Source organism: Gordonia sp. OPL2 (assembly GCF_003797825.1).
Classification (GTDB): Bacteria; Actinomycetota; Actinomycetes; order Mycobacteriales; family Mycobacteriaceae; genus Gordonia.
The window spans coordinates 1-22,882 of record NZ_RKME01000034.1; the positions used below are offsets into that span (position 1 = coordinate 1).

The 22,882-nt window shown below is 68.9% G+C and carries 22 protein-coding genes; 8 read left to right on the forward strand and 14 right to left on the reverse strand.

From position 1 onward, the window contains the following. Positions 1-183 precede the first annotated feature (183 nt). Both EEB19_RS23000 and EEB19_RS23005 read right to left on the reverse strand, forming a co-directional pair. On the reverse strand, positions 184-591 hold the full coding sequence (locus EEB19_RS23000) for a DUF3040 domain-containing protein (RefSeq protein ID WP_187589647.1): 408 nt from the start codon (positions 589-591) through the stop codon (positions 184-186). 166 nt (positions 592-757) lie between these two features. Further along, positions 758-1,231: an SAV_6107 family HEPN domain-containing protein gene (locus EEB19_RS23005; RefSeq protein WP_187589648.1), complete on the reverse strand. Its 474-nt coding sequence runs from the start codon at positions 1,229-1,231 to the stop codon at positions 758-760. 266 nt (positions 1,232-1,497) lie between these two features. On the opposite strand from EEB19_RS23005, the gene EEB19_RS23010 reads away from it, so the two are divergent. The 3 genes from EEB19_RS23010 (at position 1,498) to EEB19_RS23020 (ending at position 4,656) form a co-directional block, all read left to right on the forward strand. After that, a complete protein-coding gene (locus EEB19_RS23010; protein ID WP_187589649.1) occupies positions 1,498-2,154 on the forward strand; it encodes an N-acetyltransferase in 657 nt (218 codons plus the stop codon). Continuing rightward, positions 2,151-3,764, forward strand: coding sequence for an NAD(P)/FAD-dependent oxidoreductase (locus EEB19_RS23015; protein ID WP_187589650.1), 1,614 nt, complete (start codon positions 2,151-2,153; stop codon positions 3,762-3,764). The genes EEB19_RS23010 and EEB19_RS23015 overlap by 4 nt, the downstream gene beginning before the upstream one ends. A gap of 61 nt (positions 3,765-3,825) precedes the next feature. Further along, entirely contained in the window at positions 3,826-4,656 is an 831-nt protein-coding gene (locus EEB19_RS23020) for a DUF3153 domain-containing protein (RefSeq protein ID WP_187589691.1), read from the forward strand. A 53-nt stretch (positions 4,657-4,709) separates the two neighbouring features. On the opposite strand, the gene EEB19_RS23025 is transcribed toward EEB19_RS23020, so the two are convergent. After that, positions 4,710-5,672, reverse strand: a complete 963-nt coding sequence (locus tag EEB19_RS23025) for a methylenetetrahydrofolate reductase (RefSeq protein WP_187589651.1) — start codon at positions 5,670-5,672, stop codon at positions 4,710-4,712. 94 nt (positions 5,673-5,766) lie between these two features. On the opposite strand from EEB19_RS23025, the gene EEB19_RS23030 reads away from it, so the two are divergent. After that, the gene (locus EEB19_RS23030; RefSeq protein WP_187589652.1) at positions 5,767-6,930 is read left to right on the forward strand and encodes a polyprenyl synthetase family protein; all 1,164 of its coding nucleotides are present in this window, start codon (positions 5,767-5,769) and stop codon (positions 6,928-6,930) included. Between the two features lie 5 nt (positions 6,931-6,935). Then, a complete protein-coding gene (locus EEB19_RS23035; RefSeq protein WP_187589692.1) occupies positions 6,936-8,528 on the forward strand; it encodes an alpha-(1->6)-mannopyranosyltransferase A in 1,593 nt (530 codons plus the stop codon). Here EEB19_RS23035 and EEB19_RS23040 read toward each other — a convergent pair. Then, on the reverse strand, positions 8,497-8,862 hold the full coding sequence (locus tag EEB19_RS23040; protein WP_187589653.1) for a helix-turn-helix domain-containing protein: 366 nt from the start codon (positions 8,860-8,862) through the stop codon (positions 8,497-8,499). The two genes, EEB19_RS23035 and EEB19_RS23040, sit on opposite strands and share 32 nt — an antisense overlap. Before the next feature lie 121 nt (positions 8,863-8,983). Between EEB19_RS23040 and EEB19_RS23045 the strand changes: the two genes are divergently transcribed. Then, positions 8,984-10,177, forward strand: coding sequence for a protein kinase (locus EEB19_RS23045; protein WP_187589654.1), 1,194 nt, complete (start codon positions 8,984-8,986; stop codon positions 10,175-10,177). A 24-nt stretch (positions 10,178-10,201) separates the two neighbouring features. On the opposite strand, the gene EEB19_RS23050 is transcribed toward EEB19_RS23045, so the two are convergent. Next, entirely contained in the window at positions 10,202-11,596 is a 1,395-nt protein-coding gene (locus tag EEB19_RS23050; RefSeq protein ID WP_187589693.1) for a class II 3-deoxy-7-phosphoheptulonate synthase, read from the reverse strand. A gap of 62 nt (positions 11,597-11,658) precedes the next feature. Beyond that, positions 11,659-12,141 (reverse strand): polyadenylate-specific 3'-exoribonuclease AS, encoded by a 483-nt coding sequence (locus EEB19_RS23055; protein WP_187589694.1) that lies wholly within the window; start codon positions 12,139-12,141, stop codon positions 11,659-11,661. Between the two features lie 44 nt (positions 12,142-12,185). On the opposite strand from EEB19_RS23055, the gene EEB19_RS23060 reads away from it, so the two are divergent. Continuing rightward, a complete protein-coding gene (locus EEB19_RS23060; RefSeq protein WP_187589655.1) occupies positions 12,186-13,535 on the forward strand; it encodes a glycosyltransferase 87 family protein in 1,350 nt (449 codons plus the stop codon). Between the two features lie 168 nt (positions 13,536-13,703). Here the strand turns inward: EEB19_RS23060 and EEB19_RS23065 are convergent, their stop codons facing one another. The 6 genes from EEB19_RS23065 to EEB19_RS23090 form a co-directional block, all read right to left on the reverse strand. Then, positions 13,704-14,414, reverse strand: a complete 711-nt coding sequence (locus EEB19_RS23065) for a 1-acyl-sn-glycerol-3-phosphate acyltransferase (protein ID WP_187589695.1) — start codon at positions 14,412-14,414, stop codon at positions 13,704-13,706. Between the two features lie 101 nt (positions 14,415-14,515). Then, entirely contained in the window at positions 14,516-15,496 is a 981-nt protein-coding gene (locus EEB19_RS23070; RefSeq protein ID WP_187589656.1) for an ROK family protein, read from the reverse strand. Next, positions 15,496-15,927, reverse strand: coding sequence for a hypothetical protein (locus EEB19_RS23075; RefSeq protein ID WP_187589657.1), 432 nt, complete (start codon positions 15,925-15,927; stop codon positions 15,496-15,498). The genes EEB19_RS23070 and EEB19_RS23075 overlap by 1 nt, the downstream gene beginning before the upstream one ends. A 107-nt stretch (positions 15,928-16,034) precedes the next feature. Further along, positions 16,035-17,267 carry an ArsA-related P-loop ATPase gene (locus tag EEB19_RS23080; RefSeq protein WP_187589658.1) on the reverse strand — a complete coding sequence of 411 codons (1,233 nt, stop codon included), beginning with the start codon at positions 17,265-17,267 and terminating at the stop codon, positions 16,035-16,037. A gap of 20 nt (positions 17,268-17,287) precedes the next feature. Then, positions 17,288-17,725, reverse strand: a complete 438-nt coding sequence (locus EEB19_RS23085; RefSeq protein ID WP_187589659.1) for an SRPBCC family protein — start codon at positions 17,723-17,725, stop codon at positions 17,288-17,290. After that, positions 17,725-18,171: a hypothetical protein gene (locus EEB19_RS23090; RefSeq protein ID WP_187589660.1), complete on the reverse strand. Its 447-nt coding sequence runs from the start codon at positions 18,169-18,171 to the stop codon at positions 17,725-17,727. Before EEB19_RS23090 ends, EEB19_RS23085 begins: the two co-directional genes overlap by 1 nt. 194 nt (positions 18,172-18,365) lie before the next feature. Between EEB19_RS23090 and EEB19_RS23095 the strand changes: the two genes are divergently transcribed. Next, complete coding sequence (locus EEB19_RS23095; RefSeq protein WP_187589661.1) at positions 18,366-20,168, forward strand: long-chain fatty acid--CoA ligase; 1,803 nt, start codon at positions 18,366-18,368, stop codon at positions 20,166-20,168. Between the two features lie 62 nt (positions 20,169-20,230). On the opposite strand, the gene EEB19_RS23100 is transcribed toward EEB19_RS23095, so the two are convergent. Together EEB19_RS23100 and EEB19_RS23105 are read right to left on the reverse strand one after the other, a co-directional pair. Continuing rightward, the gene (locus EEB19_RS23100; protein ID WP_187589662.1) at positions 20,231-21,349 is read right to left on the reverse strand and encodes a glycosyltransferase family 4 protein; all 1,119 of its coding nucleotides are present in this window, start codon (positions 21,347-21,349) and stop codon (positions 20,231-20,233) included. Continuing rightward, positions 21,349-22,872 (reverse strand): hypothetical protein, encoded by a 1,524-nt coding sequence (locus EEB19_RS23105; protein WP_187589663.1) that lies wholly within the window; start codon positions 22,870-22,872, stop codon positions 21,349-21,351. Before EEB19_RS23105 ends, EEB19_RS23100 begins: the two co-directional genes overlap by 1 nt. Positions 22,873-22,882: the final 10 nt, after the last annotated feature.

Here is a 22,882-nt window from a genome sequence, read left to right on the forward strand (position 1 = left end):
CCGGTGGGCCGTGGCGGGGAGACCGAGTGGGGCGATGTGGGGCCACGCGCAGACCACTGTCGCGACGTGGGCGGATCCGTGGGATGCGACGGGGACGCCTCGGAGCACACGACAGAGGCCGCACACCATCGGTGTGCGGCCTCTGTTGAGAACCTCGACGGCCGGAGAATCTCCGGCCGATTGCTACTCCTGCTCGAAGCGCCTGTTGAAGCGATCCTCCATGCGTTCGGAGAACTTGCGCTTCGGCCCTCCGGCGCGGGAGTCCTTGTTGCCGCGGCCGGCGCCCGGATCAGCGGCGGACACCGTCTTGCCGGCGCCACCGCCCCACAGCGCGAGCAATCCCGCCCCGAACATGATCAGGAAGCCGACCAGACTGACGATGGGGAATCCGCCGACGCGGACATCGATGATGAGTCCACCGACGAGGAGGACCAGACCCACCACGAAGATGGCGATCGCCTGCAGGCGCCGCCGGCCACTGGACCTCCCGAGGCGACGATGCTTGACGCTCGACGCGAACTTCGGGTCTTCGGCATACAGAGCGCTTTCGATCTGTTCGAGCATCCGCTGCTCGTGCTCCGAAAGAGGCACCGACCCTCCTAACTCCCAAACTCCACCGGCCCCGAGCAACATACGACCACTGAGATCACACGCGCTGTCGACGCCGTCCAGCCGTCGTCTACGGCTTCATCTGCCATGATACGAGCAGAATCCCCCGGCGACCACCATTACCCTAGGTTGGGTCGAATGGGTCACGTCACGCCGTCCGATCGGGACGTGCGTTCTCCTGTGTCAGCTTGCCCTGCTCGTAGGCGATCAGGAGTGTTTCGACGTCATCGAGCAGCGCGATGACCTGTCGGCGCATCGCGCCGATCGCACGATCGTCGAGGGTACGGACGAGTCCGGATTCGATGTCCAGCCGCGTCTGCGATCGGGCGGCGAAGAAGTCGGCGTGTCCGGCGAGCTGCGGCACCACGACCGGGAGACGGTTCCAGGCGTTGCGCGAATGCCGCCGGCGGACCGGCCGGATCGACGGTTCGTGGATCTCGATGGCCGCGCCGGCAGCGCGCAGGGCGGTCAGATAGTACTGGCGGAAGCGTTCGGTGCCGTCCTCGACACCGTCGGCGTTCTCGAACAGGATCTCGGCACGATCGAGCAGGTCACGACTGCGGCGGACGACAATCGGATCGATGTCCGACGCGGAACGTGTCGTCGGTGGGTGGCCGGGCATCTCACACCTCCTCGGTGCTGGTCGTACTGTGTTCGTCGGGCCGCTGCTCGCGGCGTCAACTGCTTTGTACAACGCCGGACCGACAGCAAACGCTTCCCTCGTTCGCCGCCGGTCCGGCGTGTGGGTCGGCGGGGTGGCCAGAACAGCTTGCGGAGGCTGATTCATCGAACACCCGTTCGACATATTCAATATAGCTAGCGCAGGCCCCACCTTCAAGACGACCGCCGGCACGGATGCCGAGAGTTCGACGAGAGGACAGACGTTCGTTGACGATCCGCCTCGTTGACCTGACCGGGCAGGATGCCCGGATCTGGCTCGAACCCGCACTCGACATCTACGTCACCGCGATGAATTACCCGCGCGGCACCGAGATCCACCGGGCGGCGTTGTGGCGCGACCACATCTCCCGTCCCGGATGGCGCGCCGTCGGCGCGGTGGCCACGGTGGCACCGACCGATGTCCGCGCCCCCGATGTCGTCCGCCGCAGGCTGTCCCGGCCGGTGGCCGTCGACGACACCGAGATCCTCATCGGCATCGCGTACGGATACCGGGGTGCCCGCGATCAGTGGTGGAATCAGCAGTTGCGTCTCGGTCTGCGTCAGTCCGGTCATCCCGAGCCCGACATCGACGAGGTCACCCGGGATTACTTCGAACTGACCGAACTGCACGTGCACCCGTCGGCGCAGGGCCGCGGGATCGGCGAGTGGCTGCTGCATCGGCTGCTCACCGGCAGGACCGAGAGGTCCGTGCTGCTGTCGACCCCGGAGATCCCCGCCGAGGACAACCGCGCATGGTCGCTGTACCGACGGCTCGGATTCGTCGACGTGCTGCGCCATTTCACGTTCACCGGCGACCCACGGCCGTTCGCCTTCCTCGGCCGGTCCCTGCCACTCGTCGCCGACGACCCACGAGGCCGTTCATGACCGCCGTCGCGCCCCACCGCCAGGTCGACGCCGTCGTCGTCGGCGCCGGGCACAACGGACTCGTCGCGGCCGCCTACCTCGCCCAGGCCGGGCGATCGGTCCGTGTGGTCGAACGCGACACGGTGCCCGGCGGCGCCGTCTCCACGATCGAGCGTTTCCCGGGCTACCGGGTCGATCGGGGTTCGTCGGCGCACCTGATGATCCGGCACTCACCGATCCTCGACGAACTCTCGCTCGCCGAGCACGGCCTGCACTATGTGGATTGCGATCCGTGGGCGTTCAGCCCCGGCACCGACTCCTCGGCGCCCATCGTGTTCCGAACCGATCTCGACGCCACCTGCGCGTCGATCGAACGGGCCGTCGGCGCCGCCGACGCCGACGCCTACCGGCGATTCGTCGGCGTGTGGCGACCGCGCGCCCGCGCGGTCATGGAGTCGTTCTACTCATCCCCCGACCCCGCGCGGTTCGCCACTGCATTCTCCGGGCTCACCGGCACCGCGACCACGGCACGCACCGGACCGATCGGGCGCCGGACCGGAGCCATGGCATCGCTCACGCAAGAACTGATGGCCTCCGGCGACTCGTTGCTCGACCGGTGGTTCACCGCCGAGCCGCTCAAGGCCGCGCTTGCCTGGTTCGGGGCGCAGTCCGGGCCACCGATGAACGCGCCCGGCACCGCGCCGATGATCGGTTTCGCCGCGTTGCAGCACGACATCCCGCCGGGGCGGGCGATCGGTGGCAGCGGCGCGCTCACCGCTGCCCTGCTGCGTCGGCTCGCCGCCGACGGCGGCGAGGTGCTGCTCGGCCACGCGGCCACCGCAATCGTCCCCTGTGGCGATCACTGGCGCGTCGAGACCGACGGCGGGCCCGCGCAGTGTGCGACGACAATCATCGCGGCCTGTCACGTGCTGACGACGATGGACCTGTTGGCCGCGGGTGGCCACGATCCTGACACCCTGCGGCGCTGGCGCTCGCAGATCGTCGTCGGAGACGGCATCGGCATGGCGGTGCGTCTGGGCACCGACGCGCTACCCGAGTACCCGGATCTGCCGTCGGATCTCCCGGCTCACGGCGTCCATTCGGGACTCGGCCTCCTGGTGACCGATCGTGCGCAACTGCGTCGTGCGCACTCGTCGGCCTCGGTCGGCGAACTCCCGCAGCGTCCGGCGTGTGTCGCGATGGGTTACTCGGCCATCGATCCCACCCTGGCACCGCCCGGGAAACACCTGGTGAACGTGTGGGCGCAGTGGCATCCGTATCGGCTGGCCGGAGGCCGGACGTGGTCGGAGGCGGGGCCGGAGGCGGCCGCCGCCGTGGTCGCCGAACTCGATCGTCACGCGCCGGGCTTCGGCGACCGCATCGTGCACACCCACGTACAGACGCCCGCCGATCTCGAGCAGGAGCTCGGGTTGCTCGGAGGCAACATCATGCACGTCGAGATGAGCATCGATCAGATGTTCTTCTGGCGACCACATCCCGATCTCGCAGCACATCGGGTGCCCGGCGCCGACGGCGTCCTGCTCGCCGGTGCATCGACCCATCCCGGCGGTGGGGTGACCGGCGCCAGCGGACGGATCTCGGCCAGGCTCGCACTGCGTCGCCGCCGATGACACCGCCGACTCGGCCCCGCCCGGGTGCGTCGGGGTGGTTCGACGACCCGTGTCTGGCACGATGAGCTGCGTGCGTTCGTCATCCCGCTGGTCCGCGATCGTGATGCTGCTGTCGCTGATCGCCGCCGCTCCCCTGCTCACCGGATGTCTGGAGCGTTCGACGACCGTCGGCGACCGCTACTCCGGCACTGTCGTCGTGGCCACATCGCCGGACAACCCACGAGGTGCTCCGAAACTCGACATACCGGAGTCGATGGCGTCGGCCGTCAGCGTGAGCGACTACAGCACGGTCCCCGAATCGGAGTCGCCTACGCCGCCGACCTCTGCCGGTGACGCCGCTCCGTCGGCGACACCCGGCGCCGACGGCAACGACACGAGCGGGACGGACCAGCAGGAGATCCCGCGGGTCGGCACACGCGCGGTGTTCACGGACCTGACCGCGGGTCAGTTCAGTCAGCTCGGCGACATCGTGGCCGCCTCCTTCGGCGATTCGGCGATGAGCATGGACCTGACCGCCAAGCGCAACGGGGACGTCGTGCGTTTCCGCGGGAGCGCTGACCTGAGCGACCTGACCCCGGCCCGCGATCTCGTGCAGTTGACCGTCACCTTCGCCGGTCCGGTCACCGCGACCAACGGCGAACAGGTCGGCGAGGACACGGTCACGTGGACCCCCGAACCGCGGAAACCGTCGGATTTCAGTGCCGACGCGACTTACGCCGATCCGGCCACGGCAGCGGTCAGCAGCTGGTCGTGGTTCCTGGCAGTGCTCTGCCTGCTGACGGTCGCGGCGATCGCCCTCCTGGCCTACCGCAATCGTGACCGCAGTCCCCGGCCGGGTCGTCCGCGCAGGACGTCGGCGACCTCGCGGACGACCGTGTCGTCGGGCAAGTGATCGGCGGCTGAGTCCTCATCCACCACCCGGGCACGGCGGCCCGGTCAGCCGTGTCAGCGCGCGGCGCTGGTGGCGGGCAGCACCGAGCTGGTGTCAACCCCGAGACGCTCGAGCACTTCGCTGGTCGCCTTGGCGAAGTTCAGGCTGCAGAAGTGCAGGCACGGAACGCCTTCGGCGATCAGGCGGCGGGCCATCTCGGTCGCGAAGTCGATGCCGACCGCCCGCACGGCCTCGCGATTCTCCTCGGCGCCGTCCCCGGCCGCGTCGGCGAAGCGTGCGTAGACGTCCGGCGGGATCACCGAACCCGACAGTTCTGTCATGCGGCGGACGGTGGCCAGTGACGTGATGGGCATGATGCCCGGGATGAGCGGTTTGGCGCCCTGCTCCGGGTCGGCCTGCGAGACCCGGTCGCGCAGGCGCAGGAAGTCGTCGACGTCGAAGAACATCTGGGTGATGGAGTACTCCGCACCGGCACGGAGCTTTTTCACCAGAGCGCGGGTGTCGTGATCGAGATCGGGCGCCCGATGATGGCCTTCGGGGAACGAGGCGACGCCCACGTGGAAGTCGCCGAGGTCGTCGATCAGCCGGACGAGGTCTTCGGCGTACTCGACGCCGTCGGGATGCCGGATCCAGTCGCCCAGGGGATCCCCCGGCGGGTCGCCACGCAGCGCGAGGATGTTGGTGATGCCCTGATCGGCGTAGGCGCCCACCAGCGCCCGCAATTCGGCGATGCTGTGGTTGACCGCGGTGAGATGGGCGACGGGCAGCAGCGTCGTCTGTGCCGCGAGTTCTCCGGTGATCCGGACGGTGCGATCCCGTGTCGATCCGCCGGCGCCGTAGGTCATCGAGACGAACGCCGGTCCCAATCGCTCGAAAGTCCGCACCGCACGCCACAGGCGGGCTTCCGCCTCGGCATCCTTGGGCGGGAAGAACTCCACCGAGAACGGCACCGGACCACGGTGGGGCGCGGAGAGCCGATCGAGGATGGAGGGAGCCGGGTTGGCGGATGAGGTCACCTCGACATTGTACGGATGGCGACCCGCGGACCGCCTCCGCCGTCTCCCGCGACCGGGCGGTGGCCTCCGCCGGTCGGAACACTAGCCTGGCAGGGTGACCTCCGCGCTGCCCGTGCCCGCCGCTCTCGACGACGTCCCCGCGGCCGTCGAATCCGTTCTCGCGGCGTTCTTCGACCGTGCGGTGCCCGTCGCGGCCGACATCGACCCGCAGGTCGGGGCCGCCGCCGAGGTCGTCCGTGACTTCGTCCTGCAGGGCGGCAAGCGCGTCCGCCCGACCTTCGCCTATGCGGGATGGCTCGCCGGACGCACTGCCGCGTCCGGGCCCTCACCCGCCGACGACGCCGACCCCGGCAGGCCCGACTCGCCCGACGACTCCGATGCCCTCCGGGTCGCCACCTCACTCGAGTTGGTGCAGGCCTGCGCTCTGATCCACGACGACATCATCGACCGCTCCGACACCCGGCGCGGGCGGATGACCGTCCACCGTGACTTCGAACGACGTCACCGCGCCGACGGGTGGGCCGGGGATCCGGGGCATCACGGAGTGGCCGCCGCGATCCTCATGGGAGATCTCGCGCTGGCGTGGGCCGACGATCTCGTTCACGGACATGCCCCCGGCGACTCGGCGATCGGTCCGCCACCTCGGCCGCTGCCGGCACCTGTCGGCCGGGTGTGGTCGTCGATGCGCACCGAGGTGCTCGGTGGCCAGTACCTCGACATCGTCAACGAGGCCGGCGGCGACGAGTCCGTCGACGCGGCCTACCGGGTGATGCAGTTCAAGACGGCCGCCTACACGGTGGCGCGCCCGCTGGAACTCGGCGCAACCCTCGCCTCCGCGCCGCCGACGCTGATCTCCGATCTCCGGTCGGTGGGACACGATCTGGGCATCGCGTTCCAGCTACGCGACGACCTGCTCGGCGTCTTCGGTGATCCCGAACGCACCGGCAAGCCGTCCGGCGACGATCTCGTCGCGGGAAAGCGCACGGCACTGCTCGCGATCGGACTGGCGCGCGCCGCCGATCGCGATCCCGGAGTCGCCGCCCGGCTCCGCGACGCCATCGGTCGTCCGCTCACCGATGACGAAGTCGGTTCGGCCCGAGCGATTCTCGTGGACGTCGGTGCCGTCGACGAGATCGAGCAGCGGATCACGACCCTGCTCGAGTCCGCCCTCGCCACGCTCGAGGGCGCCGGCCTGCCCAGCCCGATCCGCGCCGAGCTCACCGGGTTCGCCCACCGGATCGCCCACCGTTCGACGTGACCACCATCCGCGACGACGCACCACCATCCGGGCCGCGAGCACGATCCGACTCGGCCGGGGTCGGCGATCTGATCCTCGGACTGCTCGGTGCCATCGCCGTGTGCGTCGGCAGCTTCGGCGTCGGCGACATCGCCCGCAACAGCACCGTCGCACAGGATCTCGGGCTCGCCGCGATCTCCTACGGACACGGGAAAACGCTCTTCGGCACCATCTTCTGGCTCGGCGTCGCAACGATGGTGATCGCCTGGGTCCGCCTCGGGCGTACGGTCGCGCGCCGTCCGCCGGATCCCGACCTCGACGGTGGCAGGTCGCGGATGCGGCAGTCCGTGGCCCTGCCGTCGGTACGCACGATGCGCCTCGGCATCCTGGCGTGGGCCGCCCCACTCGCGGTCGCCGTCCCGGTCTACAGCCGCGACGTCTACGCCTACCTCGGCCAAGGGGCGGTGTTCCGTGAGGGATTCGATCCGTATGTCGACGGTCCGGCCCACCATCCCGGGCCCCTGCTCGACAGCATGGCGCAGGTGTGGGCGACCACGACCGCACCCTACGGACCGTTCTTCGTCGGGGTGATGCGCGGCATCACCGAGATCACCGGCGACCACGCGATCCTGGGGGTGTATCTCATCCGGCTCGCGCTGTTGCCCGGACTCCTGCTGGCGCTGTGGGCGATTCCCCGACTGGCCCATCATTTCGGGGCGTCACCGCAGGCGGGTCTGTGGTTGGCCCTGGCCAATCCGATGGTGCTCATCCACCTGGTCTCCGGTGCGCATGTCGAATTGCTGATGATGGGGGTCCTGGTGGCCGGGGTCACCCTGGTGGTCACCGGCCGCCACGTGCCCGGTCTGGTCGTGCTCGGTCTGGCGGTGTCGATCAAGGTGACCGCCGGGATCGCGATCCCGTTCGTGGTGTGGATCTGGTTGGCGCACATCCGCGCACGACGCCCGGTCCGTCCGGCCGACGTCGCCGGCGTGTTCGCGTCCGTCGTCGGGATCACGGTCGCGGTGTTCGCCGTCTGTACGGCCGCCGTGGGCCTCGGCCTGGGTTGGCTGTCCGGACTGGGCTTCGCCGATCAGATCATCAACTGGTTCACGCTGCCCACCCTGGCCGGGCACGTGGTGACGCTCGTGGCATCACCGTTCGTCGTCCTGAACCTGCAGCCGGTGCTTGCGGTGACCCGAGCCGTCGGTTCGGTGGTCCTCGCACTCGTCCTCGTGGCACTGTGGTGGACGCATCGACGTGACGAGCGGTCGGCGATGGCCGGCATGGTGTGGGCGATGCTCGCAGTGCTCGTTCTCGAACCGTCCACGCTCCCCTGGTATTACACCTGGGTGCTGTGTCTCGCGGTCGCCTTCACACTGCCCGGGCGGGTGCGCGCAGCGGTCGTCTTCGTCTCCACCTTCATGCTGATCGTGTTCCAGCCCGACGACTCGATCCTGTTCTACAAGCCCGTCGAGGTGCTGCTGGCCGCCGCGTTGTCCGCATTGGCCGCCGTATCACTCGGACGGCCCGACCCGTTGCGGCTCCGACGCGTCGTCGACTGGTTTCGCGACCGTCCCGGATCGGACGTCAGAACGCCTGCGCCTGCGCGCGACGGATGACCTCGCGCGCCGAATGTGTGTGCAGCGCATCGGCCGGATGCATGCCGAGGTCGTCCTGGACGGTGAACATCCAGGTCATCACCTCGTCGCGGCTGTAGCCGCCGTCGAGAAGCACTTCGACCAGACCGTTGAAGTGTTTGACGATACCGAGATCGTCGAAGAACACCGCGGGGATGGCGGGCTGACCACCGCGGGAGACGGCGAGCAGATGATGATCCCGGATCAACGTCCGTACCCGGTTGGGCGACACCCGCAATCGGCGGGCGACGTCGTCGACCGTCAGCGTGTCGAGATCGGACGGAAGACGGTCCTGCGACAACGGTAGTGAACCCACAACGCCGAGCGTACCGGCTCCGACGGCACGCGCACCACGGATGACCCCTACCCGGTGACGCATCACGACCGCCCCGGGTCGATCCCCCGCGACCGACCGGCGGACCGGTACATTCAGCGGCGTGAGACCACCCGCCGACGCTCTCCTGGGCTCGACCCTGGAGAGCCGTTACCGCATCGACGCGCCGATCGCGCGTGGCGGCATGTCCGCGGTGTACGTCGGTGTCGACCTGCGTCTCGGGCGATCGGTGGCGATCAAGGTCATGGACTCCCGCTACAGCGGCGACCCGATGTTCCTGCGCCGTTTCGAGTTCGAGGCGCGGGCGGTCGCCGGACTGAAGCATCCGGGTCTCGTGGCGGTCTACGACCAGGGCATCGACGACGGCACCGCGTTCCTCGTCATGGAACTCGTCGAGGGGGGAAGCCTGCGCGAGCTGCTACGTGAACGCGGTCCGATGCCACCCCACGCCGTCACTGCCGTCGCCGATCCGGTGCTCGGCGGACTGGGCACCGCTCATGCCGCGGGCCTGGTCCATCGAGACGTGAAGCCGGAGAACGTCCTCATCTCCGATGTCGGTGAGGTGAAGGTCGCCGACTTCGGACTCGTCCGGGCGGTCGCCGAGGCCGGGGTGACCTCGGCGAGCGTCATCCTGGGAACGGCCGCCTATCTGTCACCCGAGCAGGTCGAGGCCGGCGATGCCGACGCCCGCAGCGACGTCTACTCGATGGGCGTGATGATGTTCGAATTACTCACCGGCCATACACCTTTCCGTGGTGACACACCTCTGGCCCTGGCCTATCAGCGACTCAGCTACGACGTCCCGGCACCCGGCGACGTGGTCCCCGGCGTCCCCGAGGAGTTCGACGAGATCGTGCTCCGGGCGACCGAGCGCGATCCCGCCGACCGCTTCGTCGACGGGTTCGACATGCAACGAGCCCTGCTCGCCGCGGCGGACGACCTGGAGTTGCCGCCGTTCACGGTCCCCGCCCCGCGGAGATCCGCCGAGCGGGACACGATGGCGCGCATGCGTGCCGGTCATCAACCGCTGATGCCGCCCGGACCGGCCGCCCACGACACCAGGGTCGCCTCCCGGCCCGAGATGACCCCGCCCCCGGGTACGCCGGCGAGCCCGTCGGTCGCGGCACCCGTGCGGCCCGCCACCACCCGATCGCGGGTGCGGACGAGCGAGGACCTCCCGGCCGAACAGGACGACCGCGGTGCGCTGCGCGCGGTCGTGTGGATCACCGTGGTCCTCGCGCTGGCCGCCGCCGTCGCCGCCATCGGCTGGTGGGTGGGTCAGACGTATCTGATCTGACAGCTGCTCCGATCTGGCAGCGGCTCAGCCGCGAAGCATCTCGGCGACGAGGAACGCCAACTCGAGCGACTGCTGGGTGTTGAGTCGCGGATCGCACGCGGTCTCGTAGCGGCCGGCGAGGTCCAGATCGGAGATGTCCTGTGCGCCACCGAGACATTCGGTGACGTCCTCACCGGTCAGTTCGATGTGCACACCGCCCGGATGTGTACCCAGTGCACGGTGCACCTCGAAGAAACCCTGCACCTCGTCGACGATGCGGTCGAAGTGGCGGGTCTTGAAACCCGTCGAGGCCTCATGGGTGTTGCCGTGCATCGGATCGCACTGCCAGATCACCTTGTGCCCGGTCGATTCCACCGCGGACACGATGGCCGGGAGGACGTCGCGGACCTTGTTGTTGCCCATCCGCGCCACCAGCGTGAGGCGGCCGGGCCGGTTGTGCGGATCGAGGCGTTCGACGTATTCGACGGCCTGCTCAGGCGTCGTCGTCGGGCCGATCTTGACGCCGATCGGGTTACTGATCAACTCGGCCAGCGCCACGTGGGCACCGTCGAGTTGACGCGTGCGTTCGCCGATCCAGAGGAAGTGCGCCGAGAGGTCGTAGAGCACCTTCTCGTCGGAGCCGTCGGGGTCGTCGGCGAGCCGCAGCATCGCGCGCTCGTAGTCGATGACGAGGGCCTCGTGGGAGGCGAAGATCGACGCGGCGTCCAGGTTCGTGTCGGTGACACCGCACGCGTCCATGAAGCGGAGTCCGCGATCGATCTCCGACGCCAGCGCCTCGTAGCGGGCACCGGCCGGAGAGGTCCGCACGAACTCGCGGTTCCACAGGTGCACCCGGCGCAGGTCGGCCTCCGAACCGGTCAGCGCGCGAACCAGATTCATCGCCGCCGCGGCGTTGGCGTATGCGCGGACCAGTCGTGACGGATCGTGCACGCGGGCGGCCTCGTCGGCGACGAACCCGTTGACCATGTCTCCGCGATAGGACAGCAGGCCCAGTGCATCGGTGTCCGACGACCGCGGCTTCGCGTACTGGCCGGCGATGCGCGCGACCTTGACGACCGGCATGCTCGCGCCATAGGTCAGCACGACCGCCATCTGCAGCAGCGTGCGGATGTTGCCCTTGATGTGCGGCTCGGTGTTGTCGACGAACGTCTCGGCGCAGTCACCGCCCTGCAACAGGAAGGCGCGACCCTCGGCCACCTCGGCGAGCTGGGAGGCCAGCGACTGGACCTCGACCGGCATGCAGATCGGCGGGACACTCTCCAGCACGGTGCGCATCTTGCGGGCCTCGTCGGCCGGCCAGCTCGGCTGCTGCAACGCCGGGCGAGCAAGCGCATCGTCGAAGCGGGACTGCAGGTCGCCGGGCAGCGGGGGCAGCTCCGGGAGCTCTTCGATCGGAACGTCTACGGTCCAGTTCGTCACCACGGATACAGGGTAGTGGAGAGGACGGATGTCCCGGTCGACGGGCACCTGCAGGACGGCCGTCAGTGACGCGAGGCCTCGATGGCCTGCCACTTGCGCCAGTTGTGTCGGGCGTCGGTGAGGGCGTCGTGCGCGTCCCGCGGCGAGGGCGGCAGCGTCGGGCGGCCGTTGGCCTCCCAGTGCTGCCGCAGTTCCCGGGTGAATCGGGGCATGACCCGGGGCAATGCCGTCATCGGCCCCCACAGCTGACACAGCACGACGTGGTCGTAGGCGCCGACCCACGCCCACAGCTCGACCTCGTCGTCGGTCTCGGTGAGGAACGCCAGCAGGTCCTCGCGGATCTGTCGACGGCTGCGCCACGCCTGCGACGACGGGGACGGTAACTTGGGCAGGACGTTCGCGCGCACCCACTCACCCGCCCGGCCCGGATCGAACTCGGTGGACACCGCGTAGAATTCGCGACCGTCGTCGGCGACGACACCGATCGAGACGAGTTCGATGGTGGTGCCGTCCTCGATAAACTCCGAGTCGTAGAAGAACCGCATAGCCACCAGTATTCACACCACCGTGAGCGAGAACCGCCGAGACCATGACTTATGTGACCGAGGCCGACACCCGGCTGCGGCGATGGGCCCCGTCGGTCCGCGCGCGGACCGCCATCCTCGTGGCGTTCGTCGCATCGTCGGCCCTGCAGATCGTCGGCATCCCGTTCACCTCGAGTTTCGGCACCCGCACCCGCATCGATCTCGACGTCTACCGGCTGGGCGCACAGATCTGGCAGCAGGGACAGAGTCTCTACGCCGACGGCTCGATGCCGTTCACCAGTGACGGCATCTGGTTGCCGTTCACCTATCCCCCGTTCGCCGCCATCGGTTTCGTCCCCCTCGGTGCCCTCGGGCTCGGGCTGGCGGGGCTGCTGATCTCGCTCGTCACCGTCGCGCTGATCGTGGTGATCATCCACGTCGTGCTGTCTGTGCTGGACGTGGGCAACGCAGCGAATCGGTGGTGGACGGCTCTTCTCGTGGCCGCCGTCGTCGTCTGGTTCAACCCGCTGTGGATGACGCTGGGCTTCGGGCAGATCAACATCATCCTGATGGCGATGATCGTCGTCGACATCTTCGTGCTGGGGCGCGGTCGGGCAGCCGCGGCCGCACCGCTGCGGGGTGTCCTCACCGGCATCGCCGCCGCCGTCAAACTGACCCCGATGGTGTTCGTCGCGGTGTTCCTGGTGACCCGACGCTGGCGCGCTGTGGTGGTCGCGCTGGCCGCATTCGTCGGCGCGGGCGCACTCGCATGGGTCTGGCTGCCCGCCGACTCCCTGGACTACTGGACTCATACGCTGTTCCACACCACCCGCATCGGCGATCCGGCCGGGCGGATCAATCAGAACCTCAACGCGATGTGGATCCGGCTGGTGCCGCACTCCGAATCCACCCAACGAATGCTCTGGGCGGCGAGTTGTCTGGTGGTGACCGCGTTGGCGTACGTGGCGGCCCGGTCCTGCCGGCCCGTCGCCGCATTCGACGCACTCGCACGCCGCGACGGTGACCCCGCCGCTCGCGTCGCCGCAGTGCTCATCACGTGTGTCGTGGCGGTCTGGGGACTGCTCGTGTCACCCACCTCGTGGGCTCATCACTGGGTCTGGGCCGTACCGACGATCCTGACGGCCGCCGTCGTCGCCGTGCGCTCGACCGACCGGCGTCTGCGCACCGCCTACGGGACCCTCGTCATCACCGGGATCGTCATCTTCGCGTCCGGCCCGTTCCAGTTCCTGTCGCCGGCGGTCCGCCAGTGGTCGATCGTCGATCACCTCGTGGGCAACGCCTACACCCTGTGGGGGCTCGCGGTGCTCCTCGTCGCGTGGTTGTTGCCGCCGCAGTTCACGATCCGCGACGAGCACGGCGCCCCGGTGCGGTTGGCGAAGGCACACGCACGCTGAGCCCGCGGCGGCCGCTCGAGAATCACGAGAGCGCAGCGGACAGTGGAGGATCCATGCTCCGCCGCTCTGTGGTGGTGACTCTGCTGCGGATCGGCCTGACCCTGATGCGACGATCCAGGGTGCCGCCGGGATACACGTCCCGGACGACGACGTCCGGCGCGATTCCGGTCAGGCTGCCGAGCGATGCTCGGTCGTGGCGTCCTCCGCGGGCTTGTTCTTCAGCGACGCCGCGTAGATGTCGACGTACTGCTGGCCGGACAACTGCATGAGCTCGTACATGATCTCGTCGGTGATGGCGCGCTCGATGAACCGGTTACCCTGCATGCCCTCGTAGCGCGCGAAGTTCAGCGGCGTGCCGATCTTGACGACGATGCGCGACGGCCGCGGGATGATCGATCCGGGCGGGTTGAGTTTGTCGGTGTTGATCATCGCCACCGGGATCACCGGGACACCGGTGTCCAACGCGATCCGCGCCAGGCCCGTCTTGCCCTTGTACAGCCGACCGTCCGGCGATCGGGTGCCCTCCGGGTACATGCCCATCAGCTCGCCCGCCTCCAGCTGTCGCCGCGCGGAGATCAGTGCGCCGGCGGCGGCCTCCGCGCCGGAACGATCGATCGGGATCTGACCGACCGCGGAGAAGAACCACCGCTGGAACGCTCCCTTGAGACCGGTACCGGTGAAGTACTCGCTCTTGGCCAGGAAGTAGATCCGGCGGTTCACCATCAGCGGCAGATAGAAACTGTCCATCACCGCGAGGTGATTGCTCGCCAGGATGGCGGGCCCACGGTCCGGAATGTTCTCCAGACCTTCGATCCTCGGGCGGCCGAGCAGTCGGAGGATCGGTCCCAACAACACATACTTGAACGTGTAGTACCACATCGCAGACTCCGAACTCGCCGCCATCACTTGTCTCCGGTACGACCACGACCGGAGCCGACCGTCGACCCAGACCTTACCCGCAGAAAACGATACCGACCTGTTCAGGTCTCGGTGAGCACATTGGTCACCTGTGCGCTGATTCCTTGGCGCGCAACTTCAGCCGCGCCGACCACGCCGGCGCTCTCACCGAGCTGCGTCCCCCGGATGCGGGCGAGCTGTCGATGGCCTGCACCGGTCACCAGCCTGGCGTAGTGTTCGCGCGCCTCGTCGAGGAAAAGACCCGACGCCGCACCCACGCCTCCGGCCAGCACGATCAGATCGGGGTCGAAGATGTCGGCGATCATCGCCAGGCCCTGACCCAGCGAAGCGGCGAACAGCGCGAAGGCGGCCAGCGCGACCGCATCTCCGTCTGCGGCGGCACCGGCCACACGGCGACCGGTCAGCGAGCCCGGGTCGGCGGCGACATCCGCCGCGAGCTGGCTGCGTCCCCAGTCGCCGTCGGCGAGCAGTTCGAGCACGGTGTCGACCAGAGCCGTACCGCTGCAATATCTCTCCCAGCAGCCGAGCTTGCCGCACGAGCACGCCCGACCGTCCGGCACGATGGTCAGATGCCCGAGTTCGGGCGCCACGCCGAAGCTGCCGCGATAGATCTCACCGTCGAGCAGCAGCCCCGCGCCGATGCCGGTACCGATCGCCAACACCAGCGAATTCTTGCCGCGTGCCGCCGCCCCGAACCGCCACTCCGCGACCGCGGCGGCGTTCGCGTCGTGCTCGGCGAACACCGGGATGCCGATCCGGGCGGTCATGTCCTCGGCGACCGCGGCCTCGCGCCACGGGAGGTGCGGCGCGAAACGGATGACGCGTCGATCCGGCGTGAGGAAACCCGCGATCGCCAGCCCGACCGCCTTGGCCGCCCAGCGCGAGGTCAGTTCGCCGACCAGTCGGTCGAGGCAGTGTTCGAGGGCCGTCGCCGTCGGCGGCGTGGCGGCACGCAACGTGTCGAGCATCACCCCGTGGTCGTCGACGACCGATGCGCGGACGCTCGTACCACCGATATCGATGCCGATCGTCAAGTCGCCCATCAGTTCTCACCCTCGAAGTCAGGCCGCCGGACGCCCGTCGTCCGGCCCGCCGGATCGATCCGGACCGAGATCGGCTGATAATGCGGATCGGTGCCGGGCGCAGTCGGCGGCGACGACCGCAACGCGTTGGCCATCGCCTCGAGCACTGCGATCAACGCCGCGATGAGCCGTGCGAGGAGATCTCCGAGTTCGGTCAGCAACGTCGTGATCTCACCGGACAGATCGCCGAGCGTCGCACCGTCGACCGTCGGGGCGGCAAAGCCCGCACCCGTCGCGGCACCACGTTGCCCGGCGCCGCCGAACAGAGTGGCGAGCTGATCGATCTGGGTGGCGACACCGAGCAGGAAGTCTCGCACCGGGTCGCCTCCGGCGCCCCGAGCGTGGCCTGCGACGTTGTCGTCGCCGTTTCCGGTCGTGTCGTCCGAGGTCATCTGGGCAGCTCTCTCCTGTCCGGCTCGGCAGTAGTGTACGCGACGGCCCGCGGGGCCACGCCCCCGCGCAGAACGACGACGTCAGCGCCCGGTCGGCCGCCCTCTTCTCATCGACCCTTGGGCCACAGCGCGGGGTCCGGGACGAAGCGGATGGCGAGCTCGACACCGTCCCACCCGGCATCGACGACCGTGCACCGGCGCAACACCGACGGCAACCGCACCGGGTGGCGGAACCCACCGACGGTCACCAGCAGGTCGTCGCCGGACCGGCCCAATTGCAGCGCCTCGGGATCGGGAAGTCTTTGACGCCAAGTGAATTCGTAGACGCGCTCGGCTCCGGATCCCGACCCTGCGTCGATCTCGGTCACCTGCGCGTCGCCGGAACCGCGCCGTCGGCCGTTCGGACCGGACAGCGTGACCCCCAATCTGCGCAGGCGAGCCGCCCGGTCGATCGTCTGATCGAGCCGCGCGACATCGACACGGTCGACGCCATCGGCCCCGACCATCTCCCCCAGTCTCTCGGCGATCTCCCCCGTCGCCACGACATCGCTGTCGTGTCCGACGCCATGATTGATCACGACAGAGCGCAACGCAAGACCCATCACGTCGACACCCGCCAGGAACTGCGGCAACAGCCGTTCCCCGCGGTCGTCGGCGCCGACCACGAGATGGAGCGCGACCGCGTGCGGATCGGACACCAACTCGGTGATGTCGGCGCAGTCGCGGTCGATGGCGTCGACCGCTGCCGTCAGTTGCGCCATCATCGGCCGCTCGGCAGCCGCCGCGAGCCGACGATGCCTGGGCCACAGTCGGTTCAACGACTGACTCAACACCGACGACGCCCGCAGGAACTCGAACGGGTCGCCGTGTCCGGAGGCGTCGACGACGATCCGGCGCCAGTGGCCGCTCACCGCCTCGTCCCGAATTCGACGCAGCACGAGGAAATCGTCGATCCCCGGCAGCGTGACCAGTTCACCCGGCGCGATGTCGGCGAGGACGCCGACACCCGGCAGTGCCACCTTCGATCGGCTCGCCGTCTCCGAGAGCACTGCGGTGAACTCGTGCCACGTGTTTTCGAGGAGTGCGAGCCGGTCCAGTGACAACAGATGCAGTCGAGATGACACCGCCACCGGCTCGTCGGAGTTGCGGAACACTCCCAACAGCGACGCGGTGGGCGACAGCCGGTCGACGGTGACCAGCAACGTGTCCCGATCGGGTGCCATGGCCGGCGAGCCCGGCGCCGGGGCGTGTCGAGCCCCTGCCCGGCGGCCGTTGTCGCGACCGAGCGCACCAGAGGCCGCGGTCACCGAGACCCCGGCTCCCCCCGGCCCGATCACCACATGAATGGGCGTGAGATCGATCAGTCTTCGACCCTCTTCTTCAGGTCGTTCAACGCGGCCTCGGTGATGGCTTTCTCCGCACGCCGCTTCAACTGTCCGATCATCGGCACCACGAGATCGACCATCAACTCGTAGGTCACCTTCGTCGAACCCGGCACCTGCTGGGACAGGACATAGCGACCACGCTGATCCCGCTGCAGATCACTGCTGACCAGATGCCACGAGACCGCCCGGCCGTCGGGGTCCCAGTCGTAGGACAGCACGTAGGTGTCCTGCAGCACGCCGGCATCCAGCACGAAGCGCACCTCGCTGGGACGCCCGTCCGCGCCCGACGACGTCACCTCGACCTCGCGAGCGGCCGAGACCCACGCGGGATAGTTCTCGAAGTCGGCGATGACCGCCATGATGTCGGCGGCGTCGGCATTGATGACGATGGACCGCTCGGTGTGGTCGGCCATCAGCCCACCGCCCGATCCGCCGACTCCGAGGAGTCGTCGGCGATCGCCGGGCCACCCACCCAGCGGCCCGACTCGAGACGGTCCTTCACCTCGAAGGACATCACCTTGCCCGCCGCGCGACGCTCCCGATTCGCGTCGGCGAGTGCCACGCCACGCGCACGCGCGTCCTCGGGCAGGGCGACCGTCGGCTCGGCATGCAGGAAATAGTGCAGTACGAACCCGTCCATCACCGGCTCACACCAGATCTCCATCGTCCCCGCCAGCGGGCCGTCGACAGACCACCGCACCCCCTGCGACCCGCGATCCTCGGTCACCGTGAGGCGCAGATCGGGCCACCAGCGTCGCCAACCGGCCCGATCGCCGACCACGTCCGCCGCCAACGACGGTGCGGCGGCGACGAAGGTCTCATCGGCCACCTGAATGCTCGTCACGCTGACTAGCTTCACATACTCCACCGACCCCGGGACAGTGACCTCCGCCGGACTCCGCCCGGATGACCTCCGCCCGACTCCGCCAGGATGACCTTCGCCGGACTCCGCCCGGATGACCTCCGCCGGACCACCTCGCGGACCGGGTCCGGACGGGACAATCGCAGGACTACCATCGCTCCAGGAGATTCTGATCGGCGAAAGGTACCTCGATGAGTGAGTTCAGCGTCCCAGCACGATTCTCGATCGCGGAGAACGCGGACTGCACCGACATCATCTTCGGGATCGCCGACCGCGAACCCGACAAGATCGTGTTCCGCCGGAAGGAGGGGGACGACTGGGTGCCGGTCCGCGCCGGCGACGCCGCAGCCCAGATCACCTCGCTCGCGAAAGGGCTGATCGCCGAGGGCATCGCGCCGGGCGACCGGGTGGCGCTGCTGTCGCGCACCCGGCTGGAGTGGACCCTGCTCGACTTCGCGATCTGGTCCGCCGGGGCCATCACCGTCCCCATCTATGACTCCTCGTCCGGCCCACAGGTCCAGTGGATCCTGGAGGACTCCGGTGCGACCGCGATCATCGTCGAGGACGACGGCCATCGCGCCATCGTCGACGGCATCGACGGGCTCGGCCCGCTGCGGGTGTTCCAGATCGACGCCGCGACAGACGCGCTCGGCGCCGTCGCCGAACTCGAATCGGCGGGCGCGGAGGTCCACGACGACGAGGTGATCAAACGTCGGTCCGCACTGAATGCCGCCGACCCCGCCACCCTCATCTACACATCCGGAACGACAGGGCGCCCCAAGGGCTGCGAACTCACCCACGCCAACATGCTGTCCGAGGTCCACGGCGTCCTCGAAGGCAACCTGCGCACACTCCTCGGCCCCGGCAAGCGCATGCTGATGTTCCTGCCCCTCGCCCACGTCCTCGCCCGCGCCATCACCCTCGTCGCCATCGAGGCCGGCGTCGAGGTCGGACACTACGCAGACACCAAGACCCTGGTTCCCGAGTTCGCGGTGTTCCGTCCCTCACTGATCCTGTCGGTGCCCCGCGTCTTCGAGAAGGTCTACAACACCGCCCGCCAGAAGGCCCACGACGATGACAAGGGCAAGATCTTCGATGCCGCGGCGGAGGTCGCGATCGAATACTCGACCGCGACCGAGAAGGGTTCCGCCGGACTCGTCCTGAAGCTCAAGCACGCCCTGTTCGATCGCCTCGTCTACGGGAAACTGCGTGCCGCACTGGGCGGCGAGTGCGAACTCGCCATCTCCGGCGGGGCACCGCTCGGCTCCCGGCTCGGCCACTTCTTCAGCGGCATCGGCATCCCGGTGTACGAAGGCTACGGGCTGACCGAGACCACCGCCGCCTTCAGTGTGAACACCCCCGGCGCGGTGAAAGTCGGGACCGTCGGAAAGCCATTGGCGGGCAACACGGTCCGCATCGGCGAGGACGGCGAGGTGCTCCTCAAGGGCGGAGTCGTGTTCAACGGCTACTGGCACAACCCCGATGCCACCGCGACCTCCCTGACCGACGGATGGTTCCACACCGGGGACCTCGGCACGGTCGACTCCCAGGGCTTCATCACGATCACCGGGCGCAAGAAGGAACTGATCGTCACCGCCGGCGGGAAGAACGTGTCGCCCGCGGGCCTCGAGGACGTCATCCGCGCCAGCGCCCTCATCTCACAGGCCCTCGTGATCGGTGACGCGAAGCCGTTCATCGCCGCGTTGATCACCATCGACCCGGAGGCCTTCCCCGCGTGGAAGGAGCGCAACGGCAAACCGGCCGACGCGAGCGTCTCCGACCTCGTCGACGACCCCGATCTCCGCGGCGAGGTGCAGGCCGCCGTCGACGACGCCAACACCACCGTGTCGCACGCCGAGGCGATCAAGAAGTTCCGGATCCTGCCCGACGACTTCTCCGAGGAGACCGGCGAGATGACCCCCACACTGAAGGTCAAGCGCAACGTGGTCGTCGAGAAGTTCGCCGGCGACATCGACGCGATCTACTCCAAGTAGCGTCGGCCGGCGGCCACCCGGAACGCCGGACACCGGCCGTGCGCGTCGGACCGCACCGCCGATCAGAGCAGCTGTCGTAGACGCGCGGCCATGGTTCGCCACTGCCACGTCTCGAGGGCATGTGCACGACCACGGGCCCCCATCTCCCGGGCCGTCTCCCGATCGCCGAGAATCGCGGTGACCGCCAGCGCGACCGCGTCGATGTCGCGACCGTCGACGACGGTGCCGGTCTCGCCTTCGACCACCGTCTCCGGTGCACCACCGGACATACCCGCGACGACCGGGACCCCCGTCGCCGAAGCCTCCAGGTAGACGATGCCGAGTCCCTCGACATCCAGACCGCCGCCGCGAGTGCGCGCCGGCATCGCGAACACATCGGCGATGGTGTGATAGGCGGGTAGCTCCGCCGACGGCACCGAACCGGTGAACACCACGTGATCGGTCATCCCGGTCTCGGCTGCCAAGCGCCGCAACGTCTCCGCGTAGGGCCCACCGCCGACGATGACCAGGACGACGTCGCCCACCTCGCGCCGGATCAACGGCAACGCCCGGATCAGCACATCCTGCCCCTTGCGCGGCACCAGCCGCGACAGACAGAGCACAGTCGGCCGGTCCCCCAGTCCGAGCTGCTGCCGAACACGACCGCGCGCAACAGGATCCGGCTCGAAGCGGTCGGTGTCGACGCCCGGTGGGAGATACTCCAGCGCGGCCTGGGCGCCGAATGCCGACGCGAACCGTCCGCGCGTGTACCGGCTGACGAAGGTGATCACGTCGACATGACCGCCGATGAAGGTCAACACCTGACGGGCCACCGGCACCATCGACCACCCGACCTCGTGACCGTGCGTACTGGCGATCACCCGGCTCGCCCCCGCACGACGCATCGCCGGCGCCAGGACCGCCAACGGCGCCGCGGCGCCGAACCACACCGTCGAGATGTCGTGGCGGCGGATGATCTGTGCTGCTCGACGCGCCACGAAAGGCGTCGGAAGCATCAGCGTCGTCGGATGCCGCACCACCGTGTAGGGCACCCGCGCGTCGAACTCCTCGTGCCCCTTCCACCGCGGCGCGTAGACGACCACGTCCTCTGGCGGCAGCAGATCGACCAGGTTCTGCAGATACGACTGAATGCCACCGGGTCGTGGCGGGAAATCGTTGGTCACCAACAGGGTTCGGTTCATCAGCGAACCTGCGCACTCAGCCAGCGCCGCCATGACGCGACGAGTTCGGCCCGGTCGATCCCCAACGCGTCGGAGATCGCCGCGTCCTGTCGTCGGCGGTCGTCGGACGCCGCCACACCCTTGTACAACGCCTTGAGGTCGTCCTCTCCGAAACGATTCGCGACGAATGCCGCCACCGACCACGCCGATTGATAGGCGACCATGGCGCTGTCGGCGTCGACCGCGAAATCGCGATCCTCGGGAAGACCCGAGGGGAGCTCACCGGAGCGCACCCGATCGGCCAGATCCGGGGCGGCATCCTCGAAACGGGTATAGGTGCCCTTGCGTCCGACGTACTCCGGCACCCCCTCGGTGATCCACAGCGGCGCACCCGGGGCGGTCACCACGCGAGCGGCCACATGCGTGAGCTCGTGGCGCAGCACGACCCCGAGCGCCGGCGACGGGAGCTCCGCGGCGCTGGGGGTCAGGATCACCCTCTGCCCGGTCGCCACGTTCTCGTCGGAGTCGATCCGGCTGAACACCGTCGCTGCTGCCGCACCGGTGATATCGGAGGCCGAACTCTGCGCCAGCGCGCGGAAATCGGCGGGGCGTTCGGTGGCGACGACCACCGCCCGGCGCGGCCAGTCGTCACCCCAGAACTCGGTCACCGCCGACACGGCACCCGGAAGCTGCCTGCGAGCGCGGTCCACGACATCCGCCGTACCCGGATAGGACGCCACCACCGACGTGCCACCCGACGTGCGGACATCGTCGGCGGCCAGGCCGGGCAGCTCCCACATCTGGGTCGGCGCGGGAGTCCCTCCGATCGCCGCCGCGTCGCCGACGACCTTCCAGTCGTCGCCATAGCGTGCCATCACGAACTGGCCCGGCACGACCACCTCGGGTTCGTCGACACCGACGACCGACCGTCCATCCGAGGAGTTGCTCGCCCCCGGCCCGCTCGCTCCGCTCCCGGCGCCACTCGCCCCCGGCCCGCTCGCTCCGCTCCCGGCGCCACTCGCCCCCGGCCCGCTCGCTCCGCTCCCGGCGCCGCCGAGCGCGTAGTGCAACTCGATCGGCGCCACCCAGGAGTCAGAACTGCCCTGCGCGTCCAAGCGGGCCTGCAGATCCGGCGGCACCAGCGTCTCCGCCTCCTCGGTGGGCGCGGGTTGATAACGAAAACTCTTGAGGCCCAGGCGTGTTCCACGCGCTCGGTCGGCGGATGCGGCGTCGCTGGAGAAGTTGTCGGCGGAAGTCTCGAGCCGGGCGCGGAAACCGGCCGCCGCCGCGGGATCGAGAATCGACCGCACCTTCGCCGAATCACCGTCGACGACGGCATCTCCGAGAGCGTCGAGCGCCCTCTGCACGCCCTCGGCACGCTGCTGCTCATAGACGTTCGGCGCAGTCGTCACCGACGGACTGCTCGACGACGTGGCCGTCGGCGCCGACTGCGCACATCCGGCGAGCACCACTGCGACGGCCGCGGTCGAACCGACGACGGTCAGTATGCGGCGAGATCCGCCTCTGGCATCCGGACAGGCCATCCGGACACGC

Coding starts and splice junctions, on each gene's coding strand:
- EEB19_RS23005 (WP_187589648.1), bottom strand. CDS start 1,231: ATGCCCGGCCACCCACCGACGACACGTTCCGCGTCGGACATCGATCCG.
- EEB19_RS23015 (WP_187589650.1), top strand. CDS start 2,151: ATGACCGCCGTCGCGCCCCACCGCCAGGTCGACGCCGTCGTCGTCGGC.
- EEB19_RS23020 (WP_187589691.1), top strand. CDS start 3,826: ATGAGCTGCGTGCGTTCGTCATCCCGCTGGTCCGCGATCGTGATGCTG.
- EEB19_RS23055 (WP_187589694.1), bottom strand. CDS start 12,141: ATGCGGTTCTTCTACGACTCGGAGTTTATCGAGGACGGCACCACCATC.
- EEB19_RS23060 (WP_187589655.1), top strand. CDS start 12,186: ATGACTTATGTGACCGAGGCCGACACCCGGCTGCGGCGATGGGCCCCG.
- EEB19_RS23065 (WP_187589695.1), bottom strand. CDS start 14,414: ATGTGGTACTACACGTTCAAGTATGTGTTGTTGGGACCGATCCTCCGA.
- EEB19_RS23070 (WP_187589656.1), bottom strand. CDS start 15,496: ATGGGCGACTTGACGATCGGCATCGATATCGGTGGTACGAGCGTCCGC.
- EEB19_RS23075 (WP_187589657.1), bottom strand. CDS start 15,927: ATGACCTCGGACGACACGACCGGAAACGGCGACGACAACGTCGCAGGC.
- EEB19_RS23085 (WP_187589659.1), bottom strand. CDS start 17,725: ATGGCCGACCACACCGAGCGGTCCATCGTCATCAATGCCGACGCCGCC.
- EEB19_RS23095 (WP_187589661.1), top strand. CDS start 18,366: ATGAGTGAGTTCAGCGTCCCAGCACGATTCTCGATCGCGGAGAACGCG.
- EEB19_RS23100 (WP_187589662.1), bottom strand. CDS start 21,349: ATGAACCGAACCCTGTTGGTGACCAACGATTTCCCGCCACGACCCGGT.
- EEB19_RS23105 (WP_187589663.1), bottom strand. CDS start 22,872: ATGGCCTGTCCGGATGCCAGAGGCGGATCTCGCCGCATACTGACCGTC.